Source organism: Parasphingorhabdus sp. (assembly GCF_048269865.1).
Lineage (GTDB): Bacteria > Pseudomonadota > Alphaproteobacteria > Sphingomonadales > Sphingomonadaceae > Parasphingorhabdus.
Genome location: NZ_JBLWUA010000015.1, coordinates 1 through 14,041, shown reverse-complemented (window position 1 = coordinate 14,041; position 14,041 = coordinate 1). Strand labels below are relative to the sequence as shown.

Genomic DNA, 14,041 nt, shown 5'->3' with positions numbered 1-14,041 from the left:
GCGACAATGGCGACGCCATAAGCGCCTGTGTCCACGGCCTTCACAGCGCTTTGCGGCGCAAACGCAAGGCGTTGGCGATTACCGAGACAGACGACAGGCTCATCGCGGCAGCGGCAATCATCGGGCTGAGCAAAATGCCGAACCACGGATAGAGAACGCCCGCCGCGACCGGCACGCCAAGCCCGTTATAGATGAACGCAAAGAACAGGTTCTGCCGAATATTGCCCATTGTTAGTTGACTGAGGTGGCGGGCTTTGGCGATGCCGCCAAGATCACCTTTTACCAGTGTGATCCCTGCGCTTTCCATTGCCACGTCGGTGCCAGTGCCCATCGCAATTCCAACATCGGCTTTGGCGAGAGCGGGAGCGTCATTGATGCCGTCTCCTGCCATTGCGACCATTTTGCCCGCTGCTTGCAGCTCGCTGATGACCCGGTGCTTATCTTCGGGTGACACATTGGCGTGGATTTCATCAATGCCAATCATTTTGCCAACTGCTTGCGCGGTAGCTTCGGCATCCCCGGTTAGCATGACCACGCGGATATTGGCCTTATGCAGCGCTTTGATTGCCTCTTTCGTGGTCGGTTTGATCGGATCGGCGACACCGATAAGACCTGCAGGTTTACCATCGACAGCCACAAACATCACCGTTTGCCCCTGCGATCGGCCATCCTGCGCCTTGGCAATCAGCTCCGTGCTGGTGGCCCCAAGCCGGTCCATCATTTTTTCATTGCCGATGGCGACACGCTTGCTGCCTGCGCTGGCTTCAACCCCTTCGCCGGTGACCGACTGGAAGTCTGTTGCTGCTTCAAACGAGAGGCCCTTTTCTTTTGCGCCCTCCACAATCGCGGCTGCCAGCGGGTGTTCACTTGCCATTTCGATTGCGGCAACAAGCGCCAGCATCTCGTCGCCATCAAAACCATTTTCAGGTTCGACCAAAACCAGCTTGGGCTTGCCCTCGGTCAATGTCCCGGTTTTGTCGACGACGATGGTATCGATCTTTTCCAGAGTTTCGAGTGCCTCGGCATTCTTGATCAAGATGCCGTTCCGCGCGCCCTTGCCGGTGCCAACCATGATCGACATCGGAGTGGCAAGCCCAAGCGCGCAAGGACAGGCAATGATGAGGACTGCGACCGCATTGACCAAGCCATAGGCCAGCGCCGGTTCGGGACCCCAAATCGACCAAATAATGAATGTGGCAATAGCGATCAGAACTACAGCGGGGACGAACAGGCCCGCAACCGTATCAGCCAGTTTCTGGATGGGCGCTCGGCTGCGCTGTGCTTCGGCGACCATCTGGACGATCTTGGCAAGAAGCGTGTCTTTGCCAACGCGTTCGGCGGTCATTATAAAGCTGCCAGTCTGATTGACTGTGCCGCCGGTAACATCATCGCCTTCGGCCTTAGCAACCGGGATTGGCTCGCCCGTGATCATTGCTTGATCAATCGTACTGGAGCCCTTGGCGATAGTGCCATCAACAGGAACCTTGTCGCCTGGACGAACACGCAGGCGGTCACCGCTCTGCACTTGATCGAGCGATATTTCCTCTTCTGATCCATCCGCACCGACGCGCAATGCGACTGGCGGTGCCAACTCTAGCAGTGCGCGCAACGCACTTGATGTCTGTCCGCGCGCTTTCAGTTCCAGCACTTGGCCCAATAATACCAGGGTCGTAATGACAGCCGCTGCTTCGTAATAGACAGCCACACCGCCATCATGGCCGCGAAATGCTTCCGGAAAAATGCTTGGAAAGAGTGTTGCGACCAGACTGAAGCCATAGGCAACCGCCACGCCAAGCCCAATGAGCGTGAACATATTGAGGTTCATGGTTTTGAGCGAGTTTACACCGCGCACAAAGAACGGCCATGCGCCCCACAGAACTACCGGTGATGCCAGCAAGAGCTGCAACCATTGCGAAACTCCTGGTTCAAATAAATCTTCAAACGGCTTGCCCGGAATAAGGTCGCCCATTGCATAAATAAACAGTGGGATGGAGAACACCGCGCTGACCCAGAAACGCTTGAGCATATCCAGATATTCGGGATCGGGGCCGGTATCGAGACTAAACGTCTCGGGTTCGAGTGCCATCCCACAGATCGGACAGGAACCCGGCCCTTCTTGGCGGATTTCCGGATGCATTGGGCAAGTGTACATTGTCCCCGCCGGCAAATCCTTCGCTACCTCACGATGCCTGCCAGTGAGATAGTGCTCAGGGTCAGCGACAAATTTGGTTTTGCATCCGGCTGAACAGAAATGATAATCATGCGCGTCATGCTGTGCATGATGCTCGCTCTTGCTCGGATCGACATCCATGCCGCACACGGGATCTTTTACGGTCCCGGCAGAAGCCTCTTTATCTTTACAACAGCATGATTTGTCAGTCCCGGCATCATGCTTCGACATGATCAGCACCTGCAACCTTGCGGCTTATCCACGCGCGCAGCGGGATAACCAACAATGCAATATACCAACCATAAAGAAAGCTGCCGACCGCCCCTGCAAGAAATCCCTGCAAAGTCAGCCATTCGAAACCCGGCAACCAAGGTGCCCAAGCTTCATGCATGTGCATAGATTGCGGTGCCAAAAGACCGAAGCCAATGCAGATGAGGTAGCTGAGAAGCAAAAACAGGCTCAGCGTCCAGCCCCAGACAAGGATTTGAGTGCGGTTTGAAACATGCGTCATTTCGAGCTCCTCTTGATCATCAGCGATATATACTATAGGGGGGTATAGTAGCATGATGATTTAGTGTCAAGGTTGATGCGGCCACCTCTTTCGATTGATCACGCTCCAAAATTTGGCATAAGGACAACATGACAGACAAATTCACCAAAGAAATCGTGCGGATGCGAAAGATCGAAGGTCAGGCGCGCGGAATAGCTAAAATGATGGAAGATGATCGCTATTGTATCGATATCCTCCAGCAATTTTCCGCGATGGAAGCCGCCCTGCGCTCTACCAAAATGAAAATTCTGGAGATCCACACCAATCATTGCGTCGAAGAAGCTCTGACTTCCGGTAGCAAGGCAGACCAGAAAGAGAAAATTGCCGAGTTGGTGAACTTGTTCGGCAAGATGGGATAATAGGCGGGTCGGAGCCTCGCAAAGCGAAGCCCCGAGCCGATTATCTGCTTATTCAGGTGCGTCTTTCTTGGGCTCCATCTTGCTATGATCCATCTTCGAGTGGTCCATCGTTGAATGATCCATGGCTGGTTGCGCCTGGTCAGACGCTTCGGGCGCTGGCATTTTAGAATGATCCATCTTGCTGTGGTCCATTTTAGAATGATCCATCATCTGGCATGACATTTTGCCGTCAGCATTCTTCATCATCATGCCCTGCATTTTCTTGCCGTCTTTCATCATTTCACATTTATGCTCGTCAGACTTATCAGCTCCATGTTCATGGGCCAACAGTGGTCCCGCTGTGATCAATGCAAAGCTGCTCATAAAAATTGCTAGTTTAGTCATCATATTTCCTTTCGGGGGCTGGAGTGATTAATTGTAACTGGCAAAGACGCGCTGGCCGCTCTCGCCAAAAGCGATCACCTGATAAGGCTGCGTCTGATTTTGATATTCCATCCCAGGTGAACCGACAGGCATTCCTGCAACGGCAAGGCCTTTCACTCCGGTGGGTTTTTCTCGCAATAACTTGGCAATAGCTTCTGCGGGAACATGCCCTTCAATGACATATCCCTCGACAATCATGGTATGACAGGAGCGTAGCGCCCCTGGCACGCCGTTTGCGTCTTTAATAGCGGCCATATCATTGCTGTTCCTTGTTTCGACGTCCTGCTTCATATTCGTTTCAATATGTTCGGCCCATTTCTCACAGCAGCCGCAGCCTGGGTCACGGAACATGACAAGCGGCGAAGCTTGTGCAGCTGTCGTGCAGGCCGCAAGCGAAAGAAGCAAAGCTGTGCCCGCTGTGCGATGCGTGATGACTTTCCTCATTTTACTCAGCATGATGTTATCCTTTATGTTTCCATTGCTATTCGTACGGGCCAAATGCATTGACCCCTCAATGTAATCTAAAATTATTTTCGAGGGGTAGATGACTTCCGGCGCGTATAAGCCATAAGAAAATTTACTCATGAGGCCGATATGACTAGCAATCTGGACAATATTTTGAACATGCTGAAGGCAGATGGCATTGAGCCGTTGCCAGCGGATTTTAGTAGCTCAGTTTGGTCCCGCATCGGCGAGATTCAAGAGCGGCGTAGCGCTTACAAAAGCAACGCACTCGCAGGGATCATGTTTCTGGTTGCAGTTGGCGCGGGCTTTGGCACCGCTGAACAACCAGTTTCGGCGCAGACAGGCTTTAGCACCCTGACCGACGGACCAGATTACTCACCCGCCGGCTTACTGAATATATCGCAATGAAACTAAGTCCAGTTCGTATCATAATTTTGCTGGCTTTCGCGCTTGCGGCGGGTTGGCTAGGTTCCTATTGCGCCAATTACTGGTCACAGCGGGATGTCGAAACGCAAGGCATTCACAGCTTCGTACATGACGAACTTGATCTGACCGATAGTCAGCTGACACAGCTAGAGGCGCTTGAAGCGGATTTTGCCGTAAAACAGAAATCGCTGGAATTATCGCTTCGGGCGGCGAATGCTGACCTTGCGGCTGCGATGGAAGCTGAGCATGAATATGGTCCCAAAGTCAGCTTGGCTATTGAAGCGGTGCATGAGAAAATGGGCGCTTTGCAGAAAGCCACCGTAGAGCATATTTTCAACATGCGCCGTCTGCTTACTGATGAGCAACAAAAAGCATTTGATGCCCGTGTCGGCAATGCGCTGACCGCCAATCAGGAATGACGCTATCAGAGCATGATGACGCGCAACAACAAGATGGCGCGCTCATAGCGCAGGCACATTCGGGGAAGCGGAAGGCCTTTGATGAGCTGATGCGAAGGCATGAACCGCGAATGACCAATCTTGCCCGCAGAACAATGGGCAACAACGCCGATGCTGAAGATACGGTTCAAGAAGCAATGGCGGCAGCCTGGTTTAAACTTAGCCAATTTGATCAATCGCTTCCATTTGGTCCGTGGGTAACGCGCATTGTTTTGAACAAATGCAGAGATCAGCTGCGCAAACGAAAAGTTATGCGCCTTTTTGATTTCGGACCAGACAATGAGGTCGAACAAGTCGCCACGGATAGCCCTGATCAGCAGGAAAGCGCTGAAGCGGCACAGTCTCTACAATTTGTGAAAAAAGAGATATCCAACTTACCCACTCGGCTTCGGGAAGCCTTGGTACTCGTCACTTTCGATGGCCAAAGCCAGGCAGAAGCCGCGACTATTCTGGGCACCACTGAAAAAGCGATAGAAACGCGAATTTACCGCGCCAGAAATCGGCTTCGAGAAAAACTGGAAAAGTTCGAAGGCTAATCAAGCTTTTATAGATGGTCCAAGCTATCTGAATTACCGGCAAAAAAACCGATTTTATTTTGAGGGCAAAGGCTGCTGCGCCCGTAACAGATGTAATGGCTGTTATCCGAAAGATAGACATGACTAAACTGAACCGAAGAAATTTTCTGACTGTAGGCGCTAGCGCAGCTGGTCTGGGTTACATGTCGGCGGCCATGCCAGCGTGGGCACAAGGGCATAGTGTGCATGGCAAGCATGGCGGCGGTGACACCCTGATCCCAGCAGGCTTTGACGAAGTAACCGGCGAAATCATAGACCTTTCGATTGGCAGCGGTCACCGGATCGTTGAAGGACGGCGCGGCCCTGGAATTGCTGTCAATGGTAGTGTTCCCGGCCCGCTCATCCGGCTTACCGAGGGGCAGAATGTCCGCCTTAATGTGACAAATAATCTCGGCGTCGATAGCTCAATACACTGGCACGGCTTGTTGTTGCCGTTTCAGTTTGATGGCGTTCCCGGCATTAGCTTTCCCGGCATAAAGCCGAAAGAAACCTTCGTTTATGAATTTCCGATCCGGCAATCGGGCACTTACTGGTATCACAGCCATTCGGGACTGCAGGAACAGTCTGGCCATTACGGACCGATGATCATTGAGCCGCGCGGCGGCGATCCGATCAAAGCCGATCGTGACTATATTTTGCTGCTAAGCGATTTTACCACGCTTGATCCTCATTTCGTTATGAACCGTCTTCGCACTGGCGAAGGCTATTTCAACCGCCAGCAAAATACGATGACCGATGATTACTCGATGTCGGCTGAAGAACGCCGCATGTGGGCAAAAATGCGGATGATGCCGACAGACATAGCCGATATTGGTGCTCCCACGTACACTTTCCTCGCCAATGGTCGCGGACCATCCGAAGGATTGGAATATTTATTCAAGGCCGGTGAACGAGTGCGGCTGCGGGTAATCAACGGATCGGCACAGTCCTTCTTCAATGTCCGTATTCCCGGCCTTGCCATGAGTGTAGTGGCTACTGACGGTCAGGCGGTGCGCCCGGTTGAAGTTGATGAATTTCAGATCGGCACTGCCGAGACTTATGATGTAATTGTCGAACCAAGCGGCGCAGAGGCTTACAGCATCGTTGCTGAGTCCATGGATCGCTCCGGAATGGCTCTCGCTACTCTGGCAAGCCGCCCCGGCGCCCGCGCTGCCGTCCCGGCATTACGCGACCCGCCTCTGCTGACAATGGCCGATATGGGTATGAACCATGGCGACATGGATCATGGCAGCGGCGATAGTATGGACGGCATGAGCCACGGATCAAAGGCCAAGGAACCCATGGATCACGGCAACATGGATCACGGCCAAAAGGATCAAGGGTCCTCAGGCGAAAGCAGCGGTATGGCCGGTATGAGTATGGACGGCATGAACATGCGGAATACGGCTCTCCTGCCGCCCGATGTCGCAATTGGTCCGGGTGTCGATATGGTATCAATGGCACCCGTGGACAAAATGGGCGATCCGGGCCTTGGCTTGCGCGATGGGGATTTGCCTGACAAGGGGCACCGCGTTCTAAATTACCGGATGCTGGTTGCTCGCGATGCTAACACGGACACCCGTGAGCCATCACGCTTGCTTGAGTTGCATCTGACCGGAAATATGGAGCGCTATATGTGGTCGTTCGACGGCCGCATGTATAGCGCAGTTAGCGACGTTCCAATTGGCTTTGCGTGGAACGAGCGGGTCCGGGTTAAACTGGTCAACAACACGATGATGGCGCATCCTATCCACTTACACGGCATGTTTTTTGAAATGGTCAATGGGCAGTCGCCCGCATTACAGCCCCGTAAAAATACGATGATCGTGCAGCCTGGAGCCAGCGCGCAGTTTGATTTGACAGCAAACGAGCCGGGCGATTGGGCGTTCCACTGCCATCTCCTTTACCATATGCATGGCGGGATGATGCAGACGGTGACGGTCGCTGGACCTGGAACGGCCTCATGAGCCGGACCTCAGTCATCATTTTGCCCGCTTTGGCAGCGGCGATGCACCCTGTATCGGTGCAAGCGCAGGATCATGATGCGCATCAGGGCCACGCTGCCCCAGCGGCTTCGCCTGAATCCGTCCCATCTCAAGCAAAACCCATCGATCCGCACGCTGGCCACGTCATGCCAACGCTGGCTGAATCAGACCAACCTTCCGGAATGGAAGATATGGATCATTCGGCCATGGATCACGGTTCGATGGATCATAGCACGATGAACCATGACGCACCGGAGCAGGACAAGGCGGACCATCCTACAATGGATCATGGCGCTATGGATCATGATCAGATGAAAGGTGCGGCCTCGCCCGGTCCTGAAATGGAAACGCCTCCGCCAGTAGACGCACCTACCAGCCCACCGCGCGCTGCGGATGCAATCTGGGGCGCGGATGCCATGCGAGCATCGCGTGAGGATTTGCAGAAAACCCACGGCGATTATCCGCTTTTTTGGTTCCAAGCCGACCGCGCTGAAGTGCAGTTTCGGCAGGGTTCGGAAGGGTATCTATGGGATATTCAAGGCTATTATGGCGGAACCACTAGCAAGTTCTGGTTCAAGAGCGAAGGCGAAGGCAGCTTTGGCGAGCCGGTAGAGGATGCCGAGATTCAGGCCCTATACTCACGTGCGATTGCCCCCTTTTTCGATCTGCAAGCAGGCGTGCGTCAAGATATTGCCGGTCCCGATACAACCCACGCCGTGATAGGCATTCAGGGCGTTGCGCCCTATATGTTTGAGGTTGATGGAGCGATATTTCTTTCGCAGCGCGGCGACCTCACGGCCCGGTTCGAGGCTGAACTCGATCAGAAAATTACACAGCGGCTTATCTTGCAACCGCGCACAGAAATTAACCTGTCCGCTCAGGATATTCCCGAACTCGGGATCGGCGCAGGGATTGATAATGTCGAACTCGGGCTTCGACTGCGCTACGAAATAAAGCGCGAATTTGCGCCTTATATCGGCGTCGAGCAAAGCTGGCGAGTAGGCGGTAGTGCTGATTACGCTTCCGCGCGCGGCGAGGACAACAGCGTTACCAATTATGTCGTCGGCATCCGTTTCTGGTTTTGAGCGCGCCGAATTTTTAGAGGATAAATTTATGAACTTTCGTAATATTTTACAGATCGGAACTTTTGCGATTGCGATATCGGCTGCGTCCATTCCCGCAGCCTCGCAAGCTCACACTCAGGTTATAGCTTCAACTCCAGCAGAAGGCGCAGCAGTTGCCCGCCCTCGCAGCGTAACCATGACTTTCAGTGAAGCATTGTTGCCCCCGACAGTCGCAACCAGCATCGTTATGACCGCCATGCCGGGCATGAAAAATCACCAACCGATGGTGATCCGGAATTTTACCCCGGCTTGGTCAAATAACAACAAAACACTTACCTTATCGCTGCGCAAGCCTCTGCAAGCGGGTACGTATGAAGTGCGTTGGCAAGCCGCTGGTTCTGATGGCCACCGGATGAAAGGCACTGTGAACTTTACGGTGCGCTAGGTCAGTCAAATGGATGATTGGCCGCAAATCCTGCTTCGATTCCTGCACTATGCCGCCTTACTTGGGTTGTTTGGGCTTACAGCCTACCGGCTTATCGGTCTGCGTTGGCTTTCTTCTGAAAATCAATATCCGTGGTTTAATGGAGCTCTGTTGGGCTTGGCCATATTCGCACCTCTTGTTTCATCCGCTTTGATGGTACTAAGCATCGCGGCAATGATGGGGCAGCCGGTTTGTTCGACCGATTGGGCAACTGTAGAATTGATGGTCACTACAACCAGCATCGGCTGGGCATTCGTCGCGCGCATAGCGCTGCTATCGGCAGCCTTGATAGCGTTACTGCTCAGACATCGTTCACGCCTCGCCCTAATTGTCGCCGCAGTCTGTTATGGGTTTGCAACAGCAACCCTAGCATGGAGCGGACATGCTGCGGCGCTAGAGGGCAGCGCCGGTCTGTTCCACAGAATTAATGATGCACTTCATTTGCTTGCTGCGGGAATTTGGCTTGGAGCGATCGGATGGTTTGTGCGTTTGACGATTAGGGCGTACCGATACATCGACGCCGTGCAATCCCAGTCGCTCTTAATCGCGATGCACCGCTTTGCGCTCCTTGGGATTATTTTGGTATCAGTGGTTGTTGTCACCGGGCTAATTAATGCACAGATGATTTTCGGGCTGCCCAATAGCCGTACGGTGCTTATGAACGGCTATGGCCAGTTGCTGGCTATAAAGGTGGCGCTCGTCGCGCTTATGCTGCTGTGCGGTGGCCGCAACGCGCTAATCGGCAGACGCCGGGCAGCAGAACAAGCCAGCTTGGACGCAGACCCAGCCACAAGTTTGGCGGCTTTGCGCGTCAGCTTAACAATCGAAATCACTCTGGCAATCGCGGTCATCGGACTTGTGGCAATAGCAGGAATGATGTCGCCGATGAGTTGAGGTCTCCGATATATCGCCGGAACGCAGCATATGGAAGCGACCATCTGGCGAGACTATCATTTATTCGCCGCGCCCGTAATCTCGGGTTCACCTTAAAAGCTCTGTCGGAATTGCTGACCCTGTCGGACGATAAAGAGCAATCCTGTGAAGCTGTTGATGATATTGCGAGCCGGCATCTTGCCAAAATTGACCAGAAAATCGACGACCTGACCTCGCTTCGCTCAGAGTTAGACCGCGTAATCAGCGCTTGCCAACATGGCACGGTGGGAGATTGCAAGATAATCGAGACATTGGCACCTCGACCATTGTCCTGAGCGGTTGAGCGTGGAGTTCACTCACACAACTGAAAACAAGCAATTTTATAATTTTGGAAGGCGCTTAGTCACTGTCGATGACTGAATGATTGCGGTATCGACCGAGGAGAATGTCAGGAAGCGGTCCATAACGGTTTCCAATTCCTGCACATCATGAACCACGGCTTTTGCCACAAAGCAGTCTTCGCCAGTAACATGATCCGCTTCAACTATCTCCGGAGTGTCGATCAGCATCTGCGCCACTCTCTTTGCCTCTCCCGGCAAAGCGCACAATCGCACATGTGCAGTGACGCCCAGTCCAAATACGGTGGGATCTACATTGATAGTATAGCTGCTGATCGCGCCTGCATCTTCAAGCTTGTGAATGCGCTCGGTAACACTTGGACTGGACATTCCAATTTGCTCTCCGAGCTCCCGAACTGTCATTCGGCCATTGCCGACCAATGCGGCAATTATAGCTCGATCAGTTGCATCAATTGGCCGGGTTACATAGCGGCTTCGATTCATATTTCACCTCTAGCTGGATGACACCGGCGAGGCCTTGAGATTACGAAGGCAAATGTTCGATTTTGCCTTATTTATCCTAAGTTTGAGCTAGAAATCGGGCTTACAGCGAACACACCCAGCGACAAGCAGCTAGTCCGCAAGGTCAAAATTGAAGGTCAAAGCCCGTTTTGGGTTTCGATTGGCAAGTCAAAACGGCTGTAACGCCTTCCTGAATCTATGGCTGAACAAATAAATCAGCATCTATAATTTGGAGGAGAAACGTAAATCTGGAGTGAAGCGCAATGCAAAGCATCACAAGATTGGATGTAATAGGCAGAAATTTGGAACGCGCCGTATAATGGCATACTCTACTGCAACTATTGTATCACTGGCACTTCAATGTGCTCCGTCGGTAGCGCCGGAAACGGTTGTCGCGATTGTTCGTACTGAAAGCCGCGGCCATGTCTTCGCCCTCAACGTCAACGGAGGACGGCAACCGCGCCGTCAGGCCAGCGCTGCAGCAGCAGCGGCCACAGCTAAACGCTTTGTTGCAGCAGGATATTCAGTCGATCTGGGCCTTGGCCAGATCAATTCCCGCAATATGCGCTGGCTTGGTCTCACATGGGACACGGTGTTCGACCCCTGCACTAACATTGCAGCATTAGGCCGCGTTCTTACCCAGAATTATAACTCGGTAAAAGCGGGGCGCGACCCACAAAGCGCCCTTCGTATTGCCCTCTCAATGTATAATACAGGAAGCCAATCGCGTGGATTTCGCAATGGCTATGTCGCCAAAGTCGTCGGCAATGCTGGCATTGCCGATAGGCAAGTGTCCTATGCCCCCACTGCATCGCAACCAATCGCGGAAACCAGCAATGACCTGCGGGTAAATATCGTCACGGAAAACGTGGCGCGACAGGCGCCACCTCGCCCTGCACCGCCCCCGAGATGGAACCTCTTTGAGCGTGCGGCTTACGAACGCGAAACCAAAGCTCTCGCAAATAGTGAAAGGGGCAGCATATGAGCATGATCCTAAATTGGGCACGGGGCGCTAAGGTGCGGCGCACATCCCGTGCAACGAAATCTAACCAGCTTCAAAGCAAGCGCCAACGCGCGGTGTTCTGGAGCATAGCCCTCTTGTCTGCGATGTTCATTTCGCTCGCCCTACCCGAGCCAGCCTACGCACAAAACCTAGAGAGTTTTGCTAGCAACGTGCGCGGGCTTTTATCATCGACCCTCCTTCGAACGCTGGCAGTCATCGCTGTAATTGTAACCGGCCTACTCTGGTTTACAGGCCGCGCTTCGACCGCTGTTCTGGTGACGGTCATTATTGGTATCGCCATAGTCTTCTCGGCGGATTCCATCGTCGGTCTCATTGCGGGCTGACGGCGATGAACGAGCAAACCGAAAGTCTGACAAAAAACACGCTGTTCCTCGCGGTTACGCGCCCGGCTCTGTGGGCGGGGATTCCAATTGAAGCGGCGGTGTTACTGTTAATCGCCAGCGCATCGGTACTGATTCAAAGCAACAGCCCGCTCTATGCCGCATTGATCGCGGCTTTTGGCTATTCGATCTCGCGGCTGATCGTGCGGCACGATGTCAATGCGTTTCGCCTGCTGTTTCTTTGGGGCCGGACGAAAGCGGGCAACCGAAACCGAGCGTTTTGGGGCGGCAGCAGCTACTCACCGCTGCCTTTAACAGGCTTGCGCCGCAAAGGCTTTGGCCGTCATGGGTAGATTGCTCGCTTCCAACAATTCTGTGCCGCTAAAAATAGCGCAGCGCGAAGCAACGCCTGAAAAATTCTTACCCTATGCGCGCCATATAAACGAGGAAATGGTCGCGCTTGATTCCGGCGATATCATGTTGACTTTCGAACTCACGGGCCGCGCCTTCGAGACGTCCGATGTGCGCGATCTCAACGACTGGCATACGAAGTTAAACGGATTGCTTAGAAACCTGCATGACGAACGGTTGTCGGTGTGGACCCATCTTATCAGGATGCGCGTGGATCAATATCCCGGTGGGGCATTCAAATCTGGTTTCGCTGCCGATCTGGACCGCGCCTATTTTGGTCGCATCAACCGGGAGCGGATGTTCATCAACCGCTTCTTTGTCAGCCTTGTCATTCGTCCGGCTGCAACGGGAAGCGACAAGATCATCCAGCTCCTCAAGCGGAAGGTATCGAAGCAAGCGGACAAAGGTCCGCTGATTGACGAGGCACTGGTTGAATTGCTCGATGATAAAGCGCGCGACTTTGAAAAGCTCATGGCGCGCTGTCAGCCGCGCCGCTGCGGGATATATGCACATCGCGGATTGATGTTTTCCGAAGCGATGGAAGTCGCGGACGTGGTGATGACCGGACGCCATGTCCGGGTTCCCGTGGTTCGCGGGCATCTGGGCGGCGCGCTTTACCGCGCGCGGACGATTTTCGGCGCGGAAACAATCGAAGTTCGCGGTGCCGACACATCAGCGTTTGGCGGTATTTTCGGAGTTCGCGAATACCCCGCGCAAACCACCCCGCGCCAGTTTGAAGCCTTGCTGTCAGTCGATTTCGGGTTCGTGCTAACACAATCCTTCACCTTCCTCGGACGCGCGGCAGCAACCGAGAAATTCCGGCTGCGCATGACGCAAATGGAAAATTCAGGTGACCGGGCGGTCAGCCAGGCTGATGCGCTAATTGATGCAAGCGACGATCTGATGTCAAACCGCTTTGTTTTGGGCGATCACCATTTCACGCTTGCCGTTTATGGGACAAGTATGCGCGCCTTGCGCGATCATATGTCTGTAGCGCGAGCGGCACTTGCCGATACCGGGATGGTCGCAGCACGAGAAGGTGCTGCGCTTGAAGCCGCCTATTGGTCGCAGCTTGTCGGCAATTTTGCGTGGCGCGCCCGGCCTGCGCCTATCACGTCGCTTAATTTTGCGGCTTTCTCGCCTTTTCATACTTTCCCCGCTGGACAAGCGAGCGGAAATCATTGGGACGAAGCCATTGCACTTCTCAAAACCAGCGCGCGCAGCCCCTATTTCTTCAATTTCCATAAAGGCGATCTGGGTCACACGCTGATCATTGGCCCCTCTGGCGGCGGCAAGACTGTGCTGCTTAACTTTCTGATGGCACAAGCGGAAAAGACCGGTGCACGGCAGATATTCATAGATAAGGATCGCGGCGCGCAAATCTTCGTGCAGGCAAGCGGCGGAACTTATCTCGCATTGCATAATGGCATCGCCACAGGCTTTTCACCGTTAAAAGCGCTGACTGACTGCGCCCCGGACAAGAGCTTTCTCTCGCTATTCATCCGCCAATTGGTCCGCGCTGACGGCAAGCCTATCTCGGTACAGGAAGAACGACGTATTGAGGACGGCATAAATGCGGTCATGAAGCTGCCCGTAGCAGACCGTTCGCTAAGCG

18 protein-coding genes are annotated in these 14,041 nt (G+C 53.6%); 13 read left to right on the top strand and 5 right to left on the bottom strand.

Annotation, left to right across the window (positions count from 1 at the left end):
• Positions 1-40 precede the first annotated feature (40 nt).
• Positions 41-2,401 (bottom strand): heavy metal translocating P-type ATPase, encoded by a 2,361-nt coding sequence (locus ACN0WW_RS16405; protein ID WP_417614051.1) that lies wholly within the window; start codon positions 2,399-2,401, stop codon positions 41-43.
• Positions 2,388-2,681 (bottom strand): hypothetical protein, encoded by a 294-nt coding sequence (locus tag ACN0WW_RS16400; RefSeq protein ID WP_335653988.1) that lies wholly within the window; start codon positions 2,679-2,681, stop codon positions 2,388-2,390. The genes ACN0WW_RS16405 and ACN0WW_RS16400 overlap by 14 nt, the downstream gene beginning before the upstream one ends.
• 128 nt (positions 2,682-2,809) lie before the next feature.
• Here ACN0WW_RS16400 and ACN0WW_RS16395 point away from each other — a divergent pair, with 128 nt between their 5' ends.
• Positions 2,810-3,079 carry a metal-sensitive transcriptional regulator gene (locus ACN0WW_RS16395; protein WP_417614048.1) on the top strand — a complete coding sequence of 90 codons (270 nt, stop codon included), beginning with the start codon at positions 2,810-2,812 and terminating at the stop codon, positions 3,077-3,079.
• A 48-nt stretch (positions 3,080-3,127) separates the two neighbouring features.
• On the opposite strand, the gene ACN0WW_RS16390 is transcribed toward ACN0WW_RS16395, so the two are convergent.
• Positions 3,128-3,466 (bottom strand): hypothetical protein, encoded by a 339-nt coding sequence (locus tag ACN0WW_RS16390; protein ID WP_417614046.1) that lies wholly within the window; start codon positions 3,464-3,466, stop codon positions 3,128-3,130.
• Positions 3,467-3,490: 24 nt separating this feature from the next.
• On the bottom strand, positions 3,491-3,958 hold the full coding sequence (locus ACN0WW_RS16385) for a DUF411 domain-containing protein (protein ID WP_417614044.1): 468 nt from the start codon (positions 3,956-3,958) through the stop codon (positions 3,491-3,493).
• Between the two features lie 138 nt (positions 3,959-4,096).
• Here ACN0WW_RS16385 and ACN0WW_RS16380 point away from each other — a divergent pair, with 138 nt between their 5' ends.
• The 8 genes from ACN0WW_RS16380 to ACN0WW_RS16345 all read left to right on the top strand — a co-directional run bounded on the left by ACN0WW_RS16380 (position 4,097) and on the right by ACN0WW_RS16345 (position 10,146).
• The gene (locus ACN0WW_RS16380) at positions 4,097-4,375 is read left to right on the top strand and encodes a hypothetical protein (protein WP_417614042.1); all 279 of its coding nucleotides are present in this window, start codon (positions 4,097-4,099) and stop codon (positions 4,373-4,375) included.
• A complete protein-coding gene (locus ACN0WW_RS16375; RefSeq protein ID WP_417614040.1) occupies positions 4,372-4,812 on the top strand; it encodes a Spy/CpxP family protein refolding chaperone in 441 nt (146 codons plus the stop codon). The genes ACN0WW_RS16380 and ACN0WW_RS16375 overlap by 4 nt, the downstream gene beginning before the upstream one ends.
• Positions 4,809-5,387 carry an RNA polymerase sigma factor gene (locus tag ACN0WW_RS16370; RefSeq protein WP_417614038.1) on the top strand — a complete coding sequence of 193 codons (579 nt, stop codon included), beginning with the start codon at positions 4,809-4,811 and terminating at the stop codon, positions 5,385-5,387. The genes ACN0WW_RS16375 and ACN0WW_RS16370 overlap by 4 nt, the downstream gene beginning before the upstream one ends.
• 119 nt (positions 5,388-5,506) lie before the next feature.
• Positions 5,507-7,372 (top strand): copper resistance system multicopper oxidase, encoded by a 1,866-nt coding sequence (locus tag ACN0WW_RS16365; protein ID WP_417614036.1) that lies wholly within the window; start codon positions 5,507-5,509, stop codon positions 7,370-7,372.
• Positions 7,369-8,475: a copper resistance protein B gene (locus ACN0WW_RS16360; RefSeq protein WP_417614034.1), complete on the top strand. Its 1,107-nt coding sequence runs from the start codon at positions 7,369-7,371 to the stop codon at positions 8,473-8,475. The genes ACN0WW_RS16365 and ACN0WW_RS16360 overlap by 4 nt, the downstream gene beginning before the upstream one ends.
• A 28-nt stretch (positions 8,476-8,503) precedes the next feature.
• Positions 8,504-8,899, top strand: a complete 396-nt coding sequence (locus tag ACN0WW_RS16355; RefSeq protein ID WP_417614032.1) for a copper resistance protein CopC — start codon at positions 8,504-8,506, stop codon at positions 8,897-8,899.
• Positions 8,900-8,908: 9 nt separating this feature from the next.
• A complete protein-coding gene (gene copD, locus ACN0WW_RS16350) occupies positions 8,909-9,832 on the top strand; it encodes a copper homeostasis membrane protein CopD (RefSeq protein WP_417614030.1) in 924 nt (307 codons plus the stop codon).
• Complete coding sequence (locus ACN0WW_RS16345; protein WP_417614028.1) at positions 9,829-10,146, top strand: MerR family DNA-binding protein; 318 nt, start codon at positions 9,829-9,831, stop codon at positions 10,144-10,146. The genes copD and ACN0WW_RS16345 overlap by 4 nt, the downstream gene beginning before the upstream one ends.
• A 45-nt stretch (positions 10,147-10,191) precedes the next feature.
• Here ACN0WW_RS16345 and ACN0WW_RS16340 read toward each other — a convergent pair whose 3' ends face one another.
• Complete coding sequence (locus tag ACN0WW_RS16340; protein ID WP_417614026.1) at positions 10,192-10,653, bottom strand: Lrp/AsnC family transcriptional regulator; 462 nt, start codon at positions 10,651-10,653, stop codon at positions 10,192-10,194.
• 247 nt (positions 10,654-10,900) lie between these two features.
• Between ACN0WW_RS16340 and ACN0WW_RS16335 the strand changes: the two genes are divergently transcribed.
• From ACN0WW_RS16335 to ACN0WW_RS16320, 4 genes are all read left to right on the top strand, one after another.
• Positions 10,901-11,656, top strand: a complete 756-nt coding sequence (locus ACN0WW_RS16335; protein WP_417614024.1) for a lytic transglycosylase domain-containing protein — start codon at positions 10,901-10,903, stop codon at positions 11,654-11,656.
• Positions 11,653-12,018 (top strand): TrbC/VirB2 family protein, encoded by a 366-nt coding sequence (locus ACN0WW_RS16330; protein WP_417614022.1) that lies wholly within the window; start codon positions 11,653-11,655, stop codon positions 12,016-12,018. Before ACN0WW_RS16335 ends, ACN0WW_RS16330 begins: the two co-directional genes overlap by 4 nt.
• A gap of 5 nt (positions 12,019-12,023) precedes the next feature.
• Positions 12,024-12,368 (top strand): type IV secretion system protein VirB3, encoded by a 345-nt coding sequence (locus ACN0WW_RS16325; protein ID WP_417614020.1) that lies wholly within the window; start codon positions 12,024-12,026, stop codon positions 12,366-12,368.
• On the top strand, positions 12,361-14,041 hold a 1,681-nt coding region (locus ACN0WW_RS16320; RefSeq protein ID WP_417614018.1), incomplete at its 3' end, for a transporter. The genes ACN0WW_RS16325 and ACN0WW_RS16320, both read left to right, overlap by 8 nt.